The 15547-nt window shown below is 70.1% G+C and carries 15 protein-coding genes and 1 tRNA gene; 9 read left to right on the top strand and 7 right to left on the bottom strand.

The window, feature by feature from the left end:
• From I6I07_RS00830 to I6I07_RS00820, 3 genes are all read right to left on the bottom strand, one after another.
• Positions 1–561, bottom strand: coding sequence for a PIN domain-containing protein (locus I6I07_RS00830; RefSeq protein ID WP_232626152.1), 561 nt, complete (start codon positions 559–561; stop codon positions 1–3).
• Positions 562–624: 63 nt separating this feature from the next.
• Entirely contained in the window at positions 625–1557 is a 933-nt protein-coding gene (locus I6I07_RS00825; RefSeq protein WP_232625846.1) for an alpha/beta hydrolase, read from the bottom strand.
• Positions 1558–2029: 472 nt separating this feature from the next.
• Positions 2030–2953 (bottom strand): carbon-nitrogen hydrolase family protein, encoded by a 924-nt coding sequence (locus I6I07_RS00820; protein WP_198485378.1) that lies wholly within the window; start codon positions 2951–2953, stop codon positions 2030–2032.
• 91 nt (positions 2954–3044) lie between these two features.
• On the opposite strand from I6I07_RS00820, the gene I6I07_RS00815 reads away from it, so the two are divergent.
• The gene (locus tag I6I07_RS00815; RefSeq protein ID WP_198485377.1) at positions 3045–3989 is read left to right on the top strand and encodes a LysR substrate-binding domain-containing protein; all 945 of its coding nucleotides are present in this window, start codon (positions 3045–3047) and stop codon (positions 3987–3989) included.
• A gap of 70 nt (positions 3990–4059) precedes the next feature.
• Here I6I07_RS00815 and I6I07_RS00810 read toward each other — a convergent pair whose 3' ends face one another.
• Positions 4060–5595 (bottom strand): tetratricopeptide repeat protein, encoded by a 1536-nt coding sequence (locus I6I07_RS00810; RefSeq protein WP_198485376.1) that lies wholly within the window; start codon positions 5593–5595, stop codon positions 4060–4062.
• Positions 5596–5622: 27 nt separating this feature from the next.
• On the bottom strand, positions 5623–6672 hold the full coding sequence (locus I6I07_RS00805; RefSeq protein ID WP_232625845.1) for an RDD family protein: 1050 nt from the start codon (positions 6670–6672) through the stop codon (positions 5623–5625).
• Positions 6673–6831: 159 nt separating this feature from the next.
• On the opposite strand from I6I07_RS00805, the gene I6I07_RS00800 reads away from it, so the two are divergent.
• From I6I07_RS00800 to I6I07_RS00780, 5 genes are all read left to right on the top strand, one after another.
• A complete protein-coding gene (locus I6I07_RS00800; RefSeq protein WP_198485375.1) occupies positions 6832–7746 on the top strand; it encodes a LysR family transcriptional regulator in 915 nt (304 codons plus the stop codon).
• A 181-nt stretch (positions 7747–7927) separates the two neighbouring features.
• Positions 7928–9151, top strand: a complete 1224-nt coding sequence (locus I6I07_RS00795) for a CaiB/BaiF CoA transferase family protein (protein ID WP_198485374.1) — start codon at positions 7928–7930, stop codon at positions 9149–9151.
• A 73-nt stretch (positions 9152–9224) separates the two neighbouring features.
• On the top strand, positions 9225–10184 hold the full coding sequence (locus I6I07_RS00790; RefSeq protein WP_061072265.1) for a Bug family tripartite tricarboxylate transporter substrate binding protein: 960 nt from the start codon (positions 9225–9227) through the stop codon (positions 10182–10184).
• A gap of 29 nt (positions 10185–10213) precedes the next feature.
• Positions 10214–11140, top strand: coding sequence for a hydroxymethylglutaryl-CoA lyase (locus tag I6I07_RS00785; protein ID WP_198485373.1), 927 nt, complete (start codon positions 10214–10216; stop codon positions 11138–11140).
• Between the two features lie 80 nt (positions 11141–11220).
• Positions 11221–12483 (top strand): hypothetical protein, encoded by a 1263-nt coding sequence (locus I6I07_RS00780; RefSeq protein WP_198485372.1) that lies wholly within the window; start codon positions 11221–11223, stop codon positions 12481–12483.
• 166 nt (positions 12484–12649) lie between these two features.
• Here the strand turns inward: I6I07_RS00780 and I6I07_RS00775 are convergent.
• A tRNA-Ser gene (locus tag I6I07_RS00775) sits at positions 12650–12739 on the bottom strand.
• A 121-nt stretch (positions 12740–12860) separates the two neighbouring features.
• Between I6I07_RS00775 and I6I07_RS00770 the strand changes: the two genes are divergently transcribed.
• The 3 genes from I6I07_RS00770 (at position 12861) to secG (ending at position 15217) form a co-directional block, all read left to right on the top strand.
• Positions 12861–13838 carry an NAD(P)H-quinone oxidoreductase gene (locus I6I07_RS00770; protein ID WP_198485371.1) on the top strand — a complete coding sequence of 326 codons (978 nt, stop codon included), beginning with the start codon at positions 12861–12863 and terminating at the stop codon, positions 13836–13838.
• A gap of 128 nt (positions 13839–13966) precedes the next feature.
• Entirely contained in the window at positions 13967–14713 is a 747-nt protein-coding gene (gene tpiA / locus I6I07_RS00765; protein ID WP_198485370.1) for a triose-phosphate isomerase, read from the top strand.
• Between the two features lie 21 nt (positions 14714–14734).
• A complete protein-coding gene (gene secG, locus I6I07_RS00760; RefSeq protein WP_198485369.1) occupies positions 14735–15217 on the top strand; it encodes a preprotein translocase subunit SecG in 483 nt (160 codons plus the stop codon).
• A gap of 91 nt (positions 15218–15308) precedes the next feature.
• Here the strand turns inward: secG and I6I07_RS00755 are convergent, their stop codons facing one another.
• Positions 15309–15488 carry a hypothetical protein gene (locus tag I6I07_RS00755; protein WP_006393307.1) on the bottom strand — a complete coding sequence of 60 codons (180 nt, stop codon included), beginning with the start codon at positions 15486–15488 and terminating at the stop codon, positions 15309–15311.
• Positions 15489–15547: the final 59 nt, after the last annotated feature.

Below are 15547 nucleotides of genomic sequence, written 5' to 3'. Positions count from 1 at the left end.
TCAGGCGCCGCTTAGCCGCGGATCGCGTCCCACCTGGTTCTTGAGCCGGTACAGCCGCTCGCGATGCAAGGTCGCGGCCAGCGGTTCGGGCTCGCGCCCCAGCGCGATGTAATCCGCCGGGATCCGCGCGATGGCGTCGCGCATGCGCTCGGCGCCGTCCTGCCACCACTGCGCCAGCATGCGGTCCGGGTTGTAGACGTCCAGGCCCTGGCGGCGCAGTTCCGAGCGGTTGAAATCCTTCAGGTTCCAGGTCAGCACCTGCACCACGGGCGTCTGCGCCAGGCCGCAGCGGGCGCGGCGCGCCAGGCCGGCGGCGATGACGTGGAAGTCCTTGGGATCGCTGTAGCGCAGCGCGGCTTCGTAGACCTGGGTGTCGTGTTCGATGGCCTGCGGGAAGCGGGCGTTCATCTCGGCCCAGAACTCGGCCATCACCTCGGGCGGGATGTCCCAGATGCGGCAGGCGTTGCGGCGCCATTCCTCGCCGATGCGTTCGGTCCAGACGGGTTGGAACACGCCGGCCTCGGCCAGGCGCAGCAACAGGCGGCGCAGGATGCCGGACATGAGGACGCAGGCGTCCAGGACGATGAAGGGCGGGGTGGCGGGCAGGGTGGTCAAGATCGGGGGTCAGCGCCGAGAATCGGGCAGCAGGTATAGCAGGCCCTGCGTGAAGCCGCGAGGCGCGACGGTCAGGTGGTTTTCGTTGTTCAGGATGTCGACGCGCAGCTTGAGCGACGGATAGCGGCGGGACTTCAGCGCCGCTTCCAATGTCTTCGTGTCCGACACCATGTTGTAGGTCCTGGCATAGCGGGGATCGCCCTTGCGGACTTCCTCGTATTCGCCGATATACATGTAGACCCGCGCCGGCAGATCCTTGTGGCCGGTGGCATAGGCGACCTCCCGGCCGAGCATGTAGCGCTTGTCGTACCACAGGGACGGGCTGCCCAGGATGTAGCCCGTGAACAGGCGCGGATCGCTCAGCAGGATCTCGGCGCCGAGCAGGCCGCCGTAGGAATGCCCGAGGAACAGGCGCCGTTGCTCGTCGGTGCGGTAGCGGCTGGCGATGAACGGCACGACGCCATCGCGCAGATAGGCGATATAGGCCGCGGATTCGCCGTGAATGTCGGCGGCCGGGGCGTCCTTCGTGCCGGCCGGCGTGGGCGTGTAGTCGCGCCGCCGGCTGTGCATGCCGCCGTCGCCCTTCGCGTAGGAAAGACCGACCAGGATGAATTCCTCCACCGCGGGCCCTTCGCCATTCAGGCGCCGCGCGATCTGCCGCACGATCGGGAAGGCATAGTCGGCGTCGGTGACGTACAGCACCGGATAGCGGCGCTGCGGTTGATCGGCGTAGGAGGGCGGCAGCGCGACGAACACCTGGTAGGCGCGCCCGGAGACGGGATCGGGCACGTCCCATACCGTGCTGTCGGCCACCTCGTAGGGCTGGCCCGCGCCGCGTTGCCAGAAGGCGGGCTTGGCGGCCGGCGTGTCTTTCGCGGACGCGCCGCCCGGCCAGCAGGCCGCGGACAGCAACATCAGGGTGAACAATGCGGCAGCTTTCACGCAGGTCTCCGGATCAAGGGGACGGCAATGGTGCCCGAGACCGGAATCGAACCGGTACGGCCTTGCGGCCGAGGGATTTTCGTACCACTTCGGCTTTCGCCGCCGGCGCGTCAAGCGCCGTTCGTGGTCTGGAGCACGCCTTCACCATAGCCTTGCGGCCTTAGGTGCCCGCCGTCTGCTCTCTACACCTTCCCGGTTCTTTCGAACCGGGCTTGGCTCGGCGTTGGCTCGGAACAGGTCCAGGGCATTCGCCGAGTTTGACGGGCTACACCTCTGGAGTTTCCTCCGGAGGGCTCAAATGGATTCAAGTCCCTTGTGTCTACCAATTTCACCACTCGGGCATTGGGATTCCGACAGGAAGCCGCAATGGGATACCTGGTGTGCGGCGCGAGCGCGCTGCGGTATCCGGCGGGCGTGACTATACCATCAGCAGGCGGGCGGCCCGTCATGCGAGGCCGCCGCTGTGGAAAACTCAGCCGATGAAACGCACGGTCTGCCGGGCGCGTTCGTCCACTTCCAGGGTGAAGACATCGGGGCGCGCATAGTGGCCGACCACGTCGAAGTCATAGCGCGCGCGCACCAGTTCGTCGATATCGATGGTTGCCGCCAGCAGGCCGGTCTGGCCATGCAGCGGGCCGGCCAGGACGTCGCCCAGCGGGCCGACGATGAGCGAGCCGCCGTTGATGAGTGGGCGTTGCGGATCCCAGCCGGGCACGTCCAGGCCCAGCTCGGCGGGCGCAGGCTGCACCTGGCAGGCGCTGATGACGAAGCAGCGGCCCTCGTGGGCGATGTGGCGCATCGAGCATTGCCAGATGTCGCGTTCGTCGACGGTGGGCGCGCACCAGATCTGCACGCCCTTGGCGTACATGGCGGTGCGCAGCAGCGGCATGTGGTTTTCCCAGCAGATGGCGCCGCCGATGCGGCCCGCTGCGGTCTCCAGCACGGGCAGGGTGGAGCCGTCGCCCTGCCCCCAGATCAGCCGTTCGGTGCCGGTGGGCATCAGCTTGCGGTGCTTGGCCGCCAGGCCGGTGGCGGGATCGAAGTACAGCGCGGTGCAGTAGAGGGTGCTGCCGGCGCGTTCGATCACGCCGATCACCAGGCTGGCGCCGGTGCGTTGCGACAGCGCGGCCAGCGCGTCGGTCTCGGGGCCGGGCACGTCGATGGCGTTCTGGTAATAGCGGGCGTAGGCTTCGCGGCCTTCGGGCAGGCGGTAGCCCAGGCGGGTGCCGAAGATCTCGCCCTTGGGGTAGCCGCCCAGCAGGGCCTCGGGCATGACCGCCAGCGTGGCGCCCGAGGCGGCGATCTCGCCCTCGAAGGCCAGGATCCGTTCCAGGGTGGCTTCCTTGCCTTCGGGCGAGGCGCCGATCTGCAGCGCGGCGACGGTGGTGGCGGTCATGGGGGTTCCTTTTTCACGGGGGAGGGGAGTCGATGCGTCCTAGTGTCGGGGGCGGCCTAAAATCAATCAATCCTGCCTGGCGATAAATGATATGAACCAAATCGATATCGAGTCGACCGACCTGAACCTGCTCAAGGTGTTCGAGGCGATCTACGACGAGGGCGGCGCGGGCCGCGCCGCGCTGCGCCTGGGCGTGACCCAGTCGGCGGTCAGCGCGGCGCTGGCGCGGCTGCGCGTGCTGTACGCCGACCCGCTGTTCGTGCGCACCGGACGCGGCCTGTCGCCCAGCCTGCGGGCGCGCGAACTGCGGCCGATCATCGGCGAGGCGCTGGACAAGTGCCGGCAGAGCCTGTCGCTGGCGCGGCCGGGCGCGGCGGGATTCGGCGGGCGGTCCGTCACGCTGGGGCTGTCGGACGATTTCGAGATCGCGCTGGGGCGCGAGGCGATCGCGGCGCTGGCCGTGGCGGCGCCTGGGCTGCGGCTGATCTTCCGCCAGACCCACAGCCGCCTGGTGGCCGACATGCTGATGGCGCGCGAGGTCGATCTGGTGATCGCCTCTGGCGGCCTGACCGCGCCGGCGTTGCAGCGCGTGACCGTGGGGCAGGGCGGCTATGCCTGCCTGGTTGACCCGGCCAGCCTGGCGCCGGGCCAGGACGCGTTGTCAGTGGAGGATTTCACCCGGCGTGCGCACGTGCTGGTGTCGTCGGGCGGCTTTATCGGCGTGGTCGATGAAGTGCTGCACGACCTGGGCCTGAACCGGCGGGTGCTGGCGGCGACCACGCATTTCTCGGCGCTGGCGTTCCTGCTGCGCGGCGGGGAGGCGCTGGCCACCCTGCCGGCGCATGCGGCGCGCGGGCTGGCCGAGGTCGCGGGCCTGCGGCTGCTGCCGTGCCCGATCGCCATGCCGGGCTACGCCATCGAAATGGGCTGGCGCGCCGATGCGCTGCGCGATGAGGTGGTGGCGGTGGCGCGCCGTTGCCTGTTGGGCTTGTTGCAGGGGTTTGGCTGGGTGACCGCGCCGGCGCTGCCCGAGTGAGTGCCGCCATGGCGTCGGCCTGGGTATTCCCGCCGGCGCCGAATCCGGCGCGGCATGCCGTCCGCGATGGCTACTTGCGGCCGAACAACCGCCCCAGCAGGCCGCGTGGCGCGCTGGCCGCCCGTTCGGCCGCCAGGGCGTTGTCCAGCGACAGTTCCTGGTATTGGGGTTTGCCGTTCTGTTGGTAGGCCGCGGCCGCCTGGCGGAATGCCGAGGCGGATTCCGCGTGGCGCTTCATGGCGCCGTAGATCTCGCCGCGCGAGAACAGGGCCCAGCTGCGGAAATCCGGGTCCATCGCGATCAGGCGGTCGCAGGCCGCCAGCGCATCGTCGTGGCGGCCCGCGGCAGCCAGGGCGTTGACGGCGTCGGCCTGCAGCATGCTGTTGTCGGGCCAGCGTTGCAGCGCGCGTTCGGCATCGGCCACCGCCTCCGCGCCGCGACCCAGATGGGTCAAGGCGTCGATGCGCACGCGACGCCATTTGAGCCAGTCGGGGTCCAGCGAGATCGCCACTTCCGACAGGGGCAGGGCTTCTTCGTAGCGGTCCAGGCGGCCGAGCATGTCGGCGGCGTTGCCGGGCAGGAAGTCGCTGTCCGGCGCCAGCTCGTAGCCGCGCAGGTAGTACGCCAGGGCCTGCTCCCACTCGCGCTGGTCGCGCTGCGCGTTGCCGGCCACGAACAGTAATTGGGCATCGTCGCTGGTTAGCGGATCCAGGTCGCGCAGGGCCTCTTGCGCCAGCTCGGGGTGGCCGCTGCGCACATATTCGCGGGCCTGTTCCTTGCGGCCTTCCCAGCCGTTGTCCGACAGCGCGTCCAGCTTGCGCCACAGCGGGGCGGCCTCGCTGGCCCGGCCCAGGCGGTGCAGCGAGCGGGCCTTGCCTTCCAGCGGCCAGTCCCAGTCGGGTTCGCGGCGCAGCAGGCTGGTCCACTCTTCTACCGCGTCGGCATCGCGGCCCAGCGCCTGCAGGCATGAGGCGCGGTTGTGCTGGATGGCGTTTTCCTCGCCCAGGATCGCGCGGGCCCGGTCGAACATGGCGATGGCCTTGTGCAGGTCGCCGAGGCGGCGATAGGTGTTGCCGGCGTCGTACATGAAGCGGCCGTTGCCGGGCGCAAGCGCGACCGCGCGTTCGAAGTAGGGCACGGCTTCATCGTGGCGTCCGGCATTGGCCAGGTTGGAAGCGATGTAGCAATGCGGCGCGCCGGCCTGCGGGCGCCGCTGGATCGCGCGGGTCCAGCAGTCGATGGCGTCCTGCAGGCGGCGGTCGTTGATCAGCAGGTAGGCTTCGGCCAGCAGCAAGCCGAAATGCCCCGACGCGCGCTCGCTGGCGTCGCGCAGCAGGCGCCAGGCCGCTTGCGGGTCGCCCTCGTCATAGCGTGCCGTTACCTGCACGGCGATGGCATCGGGGCAATGGGGATCGAGCGCCAACGCCCGCGCCAGGTCGGCGTCGCGCGCGGCCGTGGCCCCACGCCTGGCATGGCAGCGGGCGCGCAACGCCCACATGACGGCAGCATTCGGCTGTTCCCGCAGCCCTTGTTCGCACAGCGCGAGCATGCGCGGTGTGTCGTTGCCGTCATCGGCGCGCAGGATGGATTCGATCAGATTGGACATGGGGATTTCTCGGGCGGCGAGCGGGCATCAGGGGGCGGCGGCGCCGGCGGCGTGGCGGCAGCCGTAATGGCGGTCGCTCACGGCGATGTCGTCGCTGCCGCATTGCCAGCGGCGGATGCCGCCGCCTTTGCGTTCGGCGCGCAACTCGGGCAGGTAGACCAGGTGCTTGCCCGCCAGGGGCGAGGCGTCATCGGCATCGGCGGGGCCGGCAATGGTGAAGCGCAACACGCCATTGACCGGATTCAGCTCGAGGTTGGAAAAGCCGCTGGAGGCCAGCGACTCGCGCGTTACGCCCAGGTCCTGCGCGGTCGCGGCGAACTTGCCGGTGCCGCGGTAGTGGTTTTCCGCCAGCATCCGGACCGGCTGCGACACCAGGTCCAGGCGCCGCACGTCGGCCACCACGGGGTTGTCGGCGTCGCGCGGACCGAGCGTCAACGCGGCCAGCACGAAGCCGGCCAGGACCAGCACCACCGCGCCCGCGGCGAACAACAGGAACTTGCCGGCGCCGGTGATCGAGCGCGTCTGGCCCAGGGCCGCCTGGATTGCCCGCGGATCGGCCCGGCTGGAGACGACGTACGTGCCCGCGGCCCAGTTGTGCATGGCGCGTTCGCCGAACATGGCCTGCTGGATATGATGGAACACGCCGGGCAGGGCCAGGTTCAGGGGGAACTTCATCAGGTGCCGCCAGAGGGACCGCAGCAGGCCGGGACTCCGCCCGTCGCGCGTGACCACGCGTTGCTTGAGCAGCTGCTTGCCGGGCGAACCGGAGCCCCAGGCGTCCATCAAGGCGGGCAACAGCAGGCCGAGCAGGCCGGCGGCCAGCACGAGCGTCAGGGGGCGGGGCCGCTCCAGCAACGCTTCATAGCTGAGGGACGCGGCGGCGGAGAACGCGAACATGGCGGCGATCATGCTGGCCGCGTCGATCACGCTCGCGGCCAGCCGCGGCCAGATGCCGGGGAGGGCCGGCACGTTGGCGGCGGGCGCGCGCGGGGCCGCCGGCGCGGGCAAAGGCGCGTGGCAGCTGAAGCACTGGGTGTGGGAGGCCGGGTTCTGCCAATTGCATTTGGGGCACTGCATGATGCGAGTCTTATTCTGGTTGCCGATCGAACGGAGAGTGTCCTGCGTCGCGCGGGGGCGCCGCGCAATGGCCAGGCGCAGTGTATCGGACCCGCCGGATGGCCGGCTCGGGAAAACCCCGATCCCGGCCCGAGCCGCCAACGCGGGACACTTGCCGCCATGAAGCGTCCGTTGCCCACCCCCGCCCATCCCCGCGATATCGACCCGGTTTCCCTGCGCCTGTTCCTGGCGGCGCTGGAAGAGGGCAGCCTGGCCCGCGCCGCGGCGCGCGAGAACATCGTGCCGTCCGCGGTCAGCAAGCGCATGATCGAGATGGAGGAGGCCCTGGGCGTGCCGTTGCTGGCGCGCGACGTCAAGGGCGTGCAGGCCACGCCGGCCGGACAGGCGCTGGCGGATCACGCCCGGCGGGTGCTGCAGCAGATGGAGCGCATGCGGCGCGAGATGGCGGGTTTCGCCACCGGCGTGCGCGGCCGCATCCGGCTGGCCGTCAGCGTGGCGGCGCTGTCGGGCGAGCTGCCGGCGCAGATCCAGTCGTTTCGCGGCGCCCATCCGCAGATCGAGATCGCGCTGGAGGAGAGCACCACGCAGCAGGTCTTCCAGGAAGTGTTGCAGGGCCGCGCCGATGTCGCCGTGGGCTCGGACTTCGGTCACGATGGCCTGCAGGTGTTTCCCTGCGGCTATTGCGAGCTGGCGGCGGTGGTGCCGGGCCAGCATCTGCTGGCCGACAGCGAGATCCTGGATTACGCGCAGCTGCTGCCCTATGAGCAGATCGAGCTGAACCGCGACAACGGCATCAGCGCGGTGTTCGAACAGGCCGCGCGCGAAGCCGGCGTGACGCGCCGCATCAGCGCCCGCGTCAGCTCGCACGAGACTATCTGCAACCTGGTGGCGCGCGGCATGGGCGTGGCGGTGGTGCCGATGTACCTGAAGCCGCGCCATGCCAGCCAGGACATCCGCTTCATCGCCCTGTCCGGCCCCTGGTCGGGCACGCCGCTGTGCATCGCCGTGCGCGAACTCGACGCGCTGACGCCCGCGGCGCGCGCGCTGCTGGCGCACCTGGGCGCCGTGCCCTAGGGGCGCTGTGCGAAGTTCCTTGCCGTGCGGACGGGCCTAGGGCTTACCCGGACGTTCCGAAACGAGAATGCCCCGGTCATGAAAGACCGCTTTCACGATGCCGCCGCGCCCGCGATGATGGCTGCGTACCGGCCCTGGGGCATGCGCCCGGGCCCTCACGCCGCAGGCAGAGGAAACGTCGATGAACGCAGCACCGGCTTCACCCTTCATGGACCACAGCGAATTGCCCTTGCGCGGCATCAAGGTGCTGGAGCTGTCCCACATGATCATGGGGCCGGCCGCCGGCCTGGCGCTGGCCGACCTGGGCGCCGAGGTGATCAAGCTGGAGCCGATCGACGGAGACCGCACGCGGCGCCTGAAGGGCTCGGGCAGCGGCTACTTCCCCGTCTTCAACCGCAACAAGCAGAGCCTGTCAATCGACCTGAAATCGACCGAGGGGCAGGCGCTGGCGCGGCAACTGGCGCTGCAGGCCGACATGGTGGTGGAGAACTTCCGCGACGGCGGCCTGGCGCAGTACGGGCTGGACTACGCCTCGCTGTCGGCCGAGAACCCGCGGCTGATCTACGTGTCGCTCAAGGGCTTCCTGTCGGGCCCCTACAAGCACCGCACCGCACTGGATGAAGTGGTGCAGATGATGGGCGGACTGGCCTACATCAACGGCGGCGCCGACGCGCCGCAGCGGGTGGCGGCGTCGGTCAACGACATCCTGGGCGGCACCTTCGGCGTGGTGGGCGCGCTGGCCGCGCTGCACGACCGCCACCTCACCGGTCGCGGCCGCCATGTGCGCTCGGGCCTGTTCGAGAACAACCTGCTGCTGGTAGCCCAGTTCATCGCGCAATACCAATTGACCGGCACCGCGCCCAAGCCCTTCGGCGCGGAGCGCAAGCCGCCATGGGGCGTGTACGACGTTTTCGAGACCGCCGACGGACGGGTGTTCGTGGCGGTGGTGGGCGATGCCCAATGGCGCAATTTCGCGCAGAAGTTCCTGCCGCCGGAATGGGCCGCCGATCCGCGCCTGGCCACCGCGGTGGACCGCGAGGCGGCGCGTTCGTGGCTGGTGCCGGGCGTGGGCGCGATCCTCAAGACCTGGAACACCGACGCATTGTGCGCGGCGCTGGAAGCCGCCAATCTTTCGTACGGTCCGATCCGCCAGCCGCACGACCTGCTGCACGACGAGCACCTGAACGCCGGCGGCGCGCTGCTGGCCACCGCGCTGCCCGATGGCGGCGAAATCGCGGCGGCGGCGTTGCCGATCGAATTCGATGGCCTGAAGGCCGGCAAGCGGTTCGATCCGCCAGCCCAGGGCCGCGATACCGAAGCCATCCTGCGAGGGTTGGGGCTGGATGCCGCGCGCATCGACGCCCTGCGCTCGGCGGGCGTGGTGCATTGCGAGGACAAGACATGAACCGGCCGTAGAGCCGGTCCCCGTCGAGGCGGCGCCAGACCGCCAAGACATCCATCAAAGAGGAGACAATCCGATGATCCGCAGACTCTTGGCGGTGGCCGCGATGGCCGTCGCATGCGTGGCGCACGCGCAGGACTATCCCAGCAAGCCCATCCGCATCATCATTCCGTCCACGCCGGGCGGCGGCACCGATTACATCGGGCGCCTCATGGGCAACAAGCTGCATGAACTGAATGGCTGGTCCGTGGTGCCCGAAAACAAGCCGGGCGCCGGCACGGCGCTGGGGCTGGCCGAGGCGGCGCGCGCGCCGGCGCAGGGCTATGACCTGGTGATCGGCCAGTCCGACAACGTCACGCTGATTCCGCTGCTGATGAAGGTGGCCTACGACCCGGTCAAGGACCTGGTGCCGGTGGCGCTGGTGGCGACCACGCCAATGGTGCTGCTGGTGTCCGACAGCTCGCCCTACAAGACCTTGCCGGAGGTGATCGAGGCGGCCCGCAAGGCGCCCAACACGCTGTCCTACGGCACTTCGGGCACGGGGGGCGGCGTGCACATCGCCATGGAGATGCTGCAGCACGAGGCCGGTTTCAAGATGCAGCATGTGCCGTACAAGGGCTCGGCGCCGGCGCTGGCCGACCTGATGGGCGGCCACCTGCAGTTCGCCGGTTCGTCGATCTCGTCGGCGGCCTCGCTGATCAAGGCCGGCAAGGTGCGCGCGCTGGCGGTGACCTCGCCCAAGCGCAATCCCGCGCTGCCCGATGTGCCGACCGTGGCCGAGCTGGGCTACAAGGATTTCAGCGTGGTGACCTACTACGGCGTGCTGGCGCCGGCCAAGACGCCCGCCGCCGTGGTGGCGCGGCTGAACGCCGACTTCAACAAGCTGCTGGCGCGCCAGGACGTGCGCGATGCGCTCGCCGCGCAGGGGCTGGAAGCCGATCCGGTGTCGTCGGAGCAGTTCGCCGCGCTGATCCGTTCGGACATCGGCAAGGCGCGCCAGACCATCGCCACCGCCGGCATCGTGGTGCAGCAATAGCGGCCGGGGCATTCGACCAGGGAAACGCCATGGAACAGCAAGTGAGGTTGTGTGAGGTCGGGCCGCGTGACGGCCTGCAGATGGCGCGCGGCATGATGGCCGCCGACGACAAGCTGCGCTGGATCCGGCAGCTGGCGGCGGCCGGGCTGCGCGAGATCGAGGTGGGCAGCTTCGTGTCGCCGCGGCTGGTGCCGCAGATGGCCGATACCGGGCTGGTACTGCCGCAAGCGCTGGCCATCGACGGCGTGACGGTGTGCGCGCTGGCCTGCAACCTGAAGGGCGCCATCGCCGCCTACGAGGCGGGCGCGCACGTGATCGCCATCCCCGTGTCCGTCAGCGATACGCATAGCCATGCCAACGTCGGCAAGGGCACCGACGCGCAGGTCGAGGCCGTGGCCGCCATCGCCGACTGGCTGCGGGCGCAGGCGCGGCCGGTGCGGCTGGACGTGGCGGTCGCCACGGCCTTCGGCTGCTCGATGGAAGGCGCGGTGCCGGTGCGCCGCGTGGCTCAGGTGGCCGCGGCGGTGGTGCGCGCCGGCGCCGACGAGATCGCGCTGGCCGATACCGTCGGCTACGCCCATCCGGCGGGCGTGCGCGAAGCGGTGCGGGCGGCGCAGGACGCGGTGGGCGCGCGGCTGGTGAAGCTGCACCTGCACGACACCATGGGGCTGGGGCTGGCCAACGCGCTGGCTGGCCTGGATGAAGGCATCCGCGCTTTCGACGCCTGCCTTGGCGGGCTGGGCGGCTGCCCGTTCGCGCCGGGGGCGTCGGGCAACATCGTTACCGAGGACCTGGTGTTCATGCTGGAGAGCATGGGCTATCGCACCGGCGTGGACCTGCCGCGGCTGCTGGCCGCGCGGGCCCTGCTGGCGGCATCGCTGCCGCAGGAGACCTTGCGCAGCGGCGTGGCCGCCGCGGGCATTCCCAGGACGTACCCGGTGGCCCTGGCCGCCTGAGCCGGCGCCGCGCGGCGGACGGCAATACGGCGGCGGTATCATGTGCCGTCCTCATTCAGGCGGTCCGCCGCCGCGCGCCCATGGCCATCGTCTCCACTCCGTTGCTCGACCGCCTGCTGACCGACGGCGTCATCCGCCAGGACCATCACGACGCCGCTCGTCAGCGGCTGGGCGAGGCCACCACGGAACCCTGGGCCTCGCTGGGCGAGGCGCTGTTCTGGCTGGTGGACGAGCACATCGTGTCCGACGAGGACCTGGCCGCCATCGGCGAGCTGTCCGTGACCGAGGCCGCCTTCGCCGGCAATGCCACGCGCCGCCAGGCGCTGGCCGAGATGGACGCGCTGATGCAGCGCAAGCTCGAGGAATACGAACGGCAGATACGCCAGGTCGCGCTCAAGAGCGCCTTTCCCGGCCCGCGCCGGGCCTGGCTGGGCGGCGGCGTGATCGCCGTGGCCGCGGTGGCCTGGTATCTGTTCGCGCCGGCCACGCCGCCGCAGTGCGATGACGCCGACGTGCAGAAGACCCTGCGCGCCAGCATGTTCACCTCGCGCATCCAGCAGATGTCCCGCAACCCGCTGGCCGGGGGCGCGGCGCCCGCCGACCTGTACCTGGCGACGTTTTCGGATGTGAAGGAAGTCGGCTACATCAAACCCGAACGGTCGCGTGGCTGCATCGCCACGCTCAAGGCCGGCGAGGCCACGTCCTCCCTGGCCTACACCATCGGCCCGAACGACGAGGGCGAGATGATGATCGCCGGCGCGGATCCGCGCGTGGTGCGGGCCCGCTACGGCCAGCTCGACGCCGATGGCAAGCCGCGCGCCGTCGGCCAGCCGGCCGGCGCGGCGCGGCTGGCCGCCGCCTTCGAGCAGGGCGCGGCGGCGTTCGACGAACTGACCCGGGGCGCGGCGCGCAGGGCGGCGTACGACCGGCAGCGCGAGCGCAGGGGCCTGCCGCCGGAAACCGATACGCGCACGGTGCGCAATGTGCAGCCGCTGGGCGACTGCAAGGATCTTGGCGGCGGCAGGTGGTCATGCCGCCTGCAGGCCGAATACCGCGACCGGCTGATGTCGGCCATCGGTCGCGCCGACTGGCAGGTGTTCGAAGGCGATTTCGAGTTCTTGCAGGAGGGCGACGCCTGGCGCGTGGGCGAACCCTTCACGCGCCAGTACATGGACGCGGTGGTGCGTGGCCGGGTGGCGGAGATGAAGGGCGACGAGGCGGCGCAGCGGCTGGAGCAGATCCAGCGCCAGCGGCCGGAGGCCGTGCCGACGGCCCAGCCCGAGGCGCCGGCCAGGGCGGGCAGCCGCGAGCATCGCGGCGACGGCGCCGTCATCAACAAATAGGACTTGTCGCCGTTCGTCTGGCTGGCGCTCAGGCCGCGACGGCGTCGCGTTCCCGTCGGCGAGCGGCGGCACGAAGGGCGCGAACAGGCCGAGCGCGCCGATCCGCCGTGGCACGGGCGGGCGACGTTGGCGAACCAAGGGGGATGGGGGGCTGTGGGCGGTCTTCTGGCGGAAGCGGTGGGATTCGAACCCACGAAGGGTTTAACCCCTTGCCGGTTTTCAAGACCGGTGCAATCGACCACTCTGCCACGCTTCCTGATGCCGCAATGTACTGCGGAAGCGGCAATCCGGCCGCCAGGCAAACACTCTACCCGGCGAAAACGCGACTTGCCGTAAAGGGCGCAATAATAATCCATTTGCTGCGAAGGAGGCACGCGATGCACGCTGTAGAAATCTCCCGCCCGGGCGGCCCCGAGGTCCTGGTTCCCGCCGAACGCCCCACGCCCGAGGCTGGCAAGGGCGAAGTCCTGATCAAGGTCAGCGCCGCGGGCGTCAACCGCCCCGACGTATTCCAGCGCAAGGGCAACTATGCGCCGCCTCCCGGCGCGTCCGACCTGCCGGGCCTGGAAGTGGCCGGCGAGATCGTCGGCGGCGACCTGGCCGGCAGCGGCTTCGCGGTGGGCGACAAGGTCTGCGCCCTGGTCGCGGGCGGCGGCTATGCAGAATACTGCGTCGCGCCGACGGCCCAGTGCCTGCCGATCCCCAAGGGCCTGTCCGACATCGAGGCGGCCGGCCTGCCGGAAACCTACTTCACCGTCTGGAGCAACGTGTTCGACCGCGGCCGCCTGGCCGATGGCGAGATCCTGCTGGTCCATGGCGGCGCCAGCGGCATCGGCACCACGGCCATCCAGCTGGCCCGCGCCATGGGCCACACCGTCTACGCCACCGTCGGCAGCGATGACCGCGCCCGCGCGGTCGAGGCCCTGGGCGCCGCGCGCGGCATCAATTACAAGACGCAGGACTTCGTCAAGGAAGTGAAGGACGCCACCGGCGGCCGCGGCGTCGACGTGATCCTGGACATGGTGGCCGGCGACTACATCGCCCGAGACATGCAGTGCCTGGCCGACGACGGCCGCATCGTCATCATCGCCCAGCTGGGCGGGGCGCAGGCCAATGTCGATACCAGCCAGGTCATGCGCCGCCGCCTGACCATCACCGGCTCGACCCTGCGGCCGCGTCCGGTCGACTTCAAGGGCGCCATCGCCCGGGCGCTGCGCGAGCACGCCTGGCCGTTGCTGGAGCAAGGCGCCATCAAGCCGATCGTGCACGCCACCTTCCCGCTGGCCCAGGCCGCCCAGGCCCACGCCATGATGGAAAGCGGCGAGAACATCGGCAAAATCATCCTGACCGTGTAAGAAACGCGCGGTGTTCGGCGCGGCGCCGCGCAACAGGATACAATCACGGGTTTCGCCTGGAATTATTTCCAGGCCAGCCCGTGGGCGGGTGCTTTTCCCCCGGGTTCACCCATTCTGACATTTGCGCCATGACTTCAGTCGAACACCGCTCCCGCCTCGTGCTGGGCAACTGGAAGATGCACGGCAACCTGGCCGAGAACGCCGCGTTGCTGACCGAACTGCGCGCCGCGGATGCCGCCAGCCATTGCGAAATCGGCGTCTGCGTTCCGTTTCCGTACCTGGCGCAGGCCGCCTCGGCCCTGACCGGCAGCGCCGTGTCCTGGGGCGCGCAGGACGTCAGCGCCCACGACAAGGGCGCCTACACGGGCGAAGTCTCGGGCGCCATGCTCAAGGAATTCGGCTGCCGCTATGCGCTGGCCGGCCACTCCGAGCGCCGCGTGCTGCACGGTGAAACCGACCAGATGGTCGCCGACAAGGCCCGCGCGGCCCTGGCCGCCGGCCTGACCCCGGTGGTCTGCGTGGGCGAGTCCCTGGCCGACCGCGAAGGCGGCAACACGCTGGCCGTGATCGAGCGGCAGCTCAAGCCGGTGCTGGCGTTGGGCGCCGAGGCCGTGTCGCGCATGGTGCTGGCCTATGAGCCCGTCTGGGCCATCGGCACCGGCCGCACCGCCAGCCCCGAGCAGGCGCAGGAAGTCCACGGCGCCATCCGCGCCGCCCTGGCCGCGCTGGGCGTGGCCCAGGTGCAGGTTTTGTACGGCGGCAGCGTCAAAGCTGCCAATGCCGCCAGTTTGTTCGCCATGACTGATATCGACGGAGCCCTGGTCGGCGGCGCGTCGCTCGTGGCCGAAGAATTTTTGCGAATCGCCGCCATCTAAGTTTCCGTTCCGGAGTCTGTAATGCCCTTGATGCTCAAACTTCTGCTGGCCGTCCAAGTGATCTCGGCGCTGGCTATCATCGTGCTGGTCCTGCTGCAACAGGGCAAAGGCGCCGACATGGGGTCCGCTTTCGGCAGCGGCTCGTCGGGCAGCCTGTTCGGCGCCACCGGCGCGGCCAACTTCCTGTCGCGCGCCACCAAGTGGGCCGCGGTGGTCTTCTTCGCTTCCACGGCCGGCCTGGCCTATGTCAGCCACAAGGGCACCAGCGGCCCGGCCGTCGAGTCCGGCGTGATGCAGAACTTCCCGGCCGACCGTTCCGTGCCGCAGGTGCCGGGCGCTGCGCCCGCTCCGCAAGGCGCTGGCGCATCGTCGGTGCCGGGCGCGTCGTCCGTGCCGGGCGCGGCCTCGTCGGTTCCTGGCGCCGGTTCGGCGCCGGACGCCTCGGTGCCGTCGGCTCCGGCCCCCGCCGCTGGCGACAAGCCGGCCGAGACGCCCGCCAAGTAAGCGTCCCGACCCCATGAAAAAGGCCGGCTATCGCCGGCCTTTTTCTATGGCGTTCCGCCTGGGAACGCCGAGGGTCTTGCCTGCAGCGCGCTCAGGCGCCTGGCAGCATGTGGCGCGCCGAGACGGCGAGGATGCGCTCGGCGGATTCGCGCAGCAGGCGCGCTTCGCGGTAGGCCCGCAGGGACACGACGGCATCGTAGCGGCGTGAGCTGCGCGGGCCGGCGAGCAGCGTGGGACGGCGGGTCAGGATCGGGGATATCAGACGTTGCATGGTGGAGCCTTTCTACGGGCCTGAGGCCCTGTTGTGTATGGCTGGCATCGTAAGCCGGC

The organism is Achromobacter deleyi, from assembly GCF_016127315.1.
GTDB lineage: Bacteria > Pseudomonadota > Gammaproteobacteria > Burkholderiales > Burkholderiaceae_B > Achromobacter > Achromobacter insuavis_A.
Note: the sequence above shows the minus strand (reverse complement) of the source record. Positions and strands in the feature narration are given on the sequence as shown.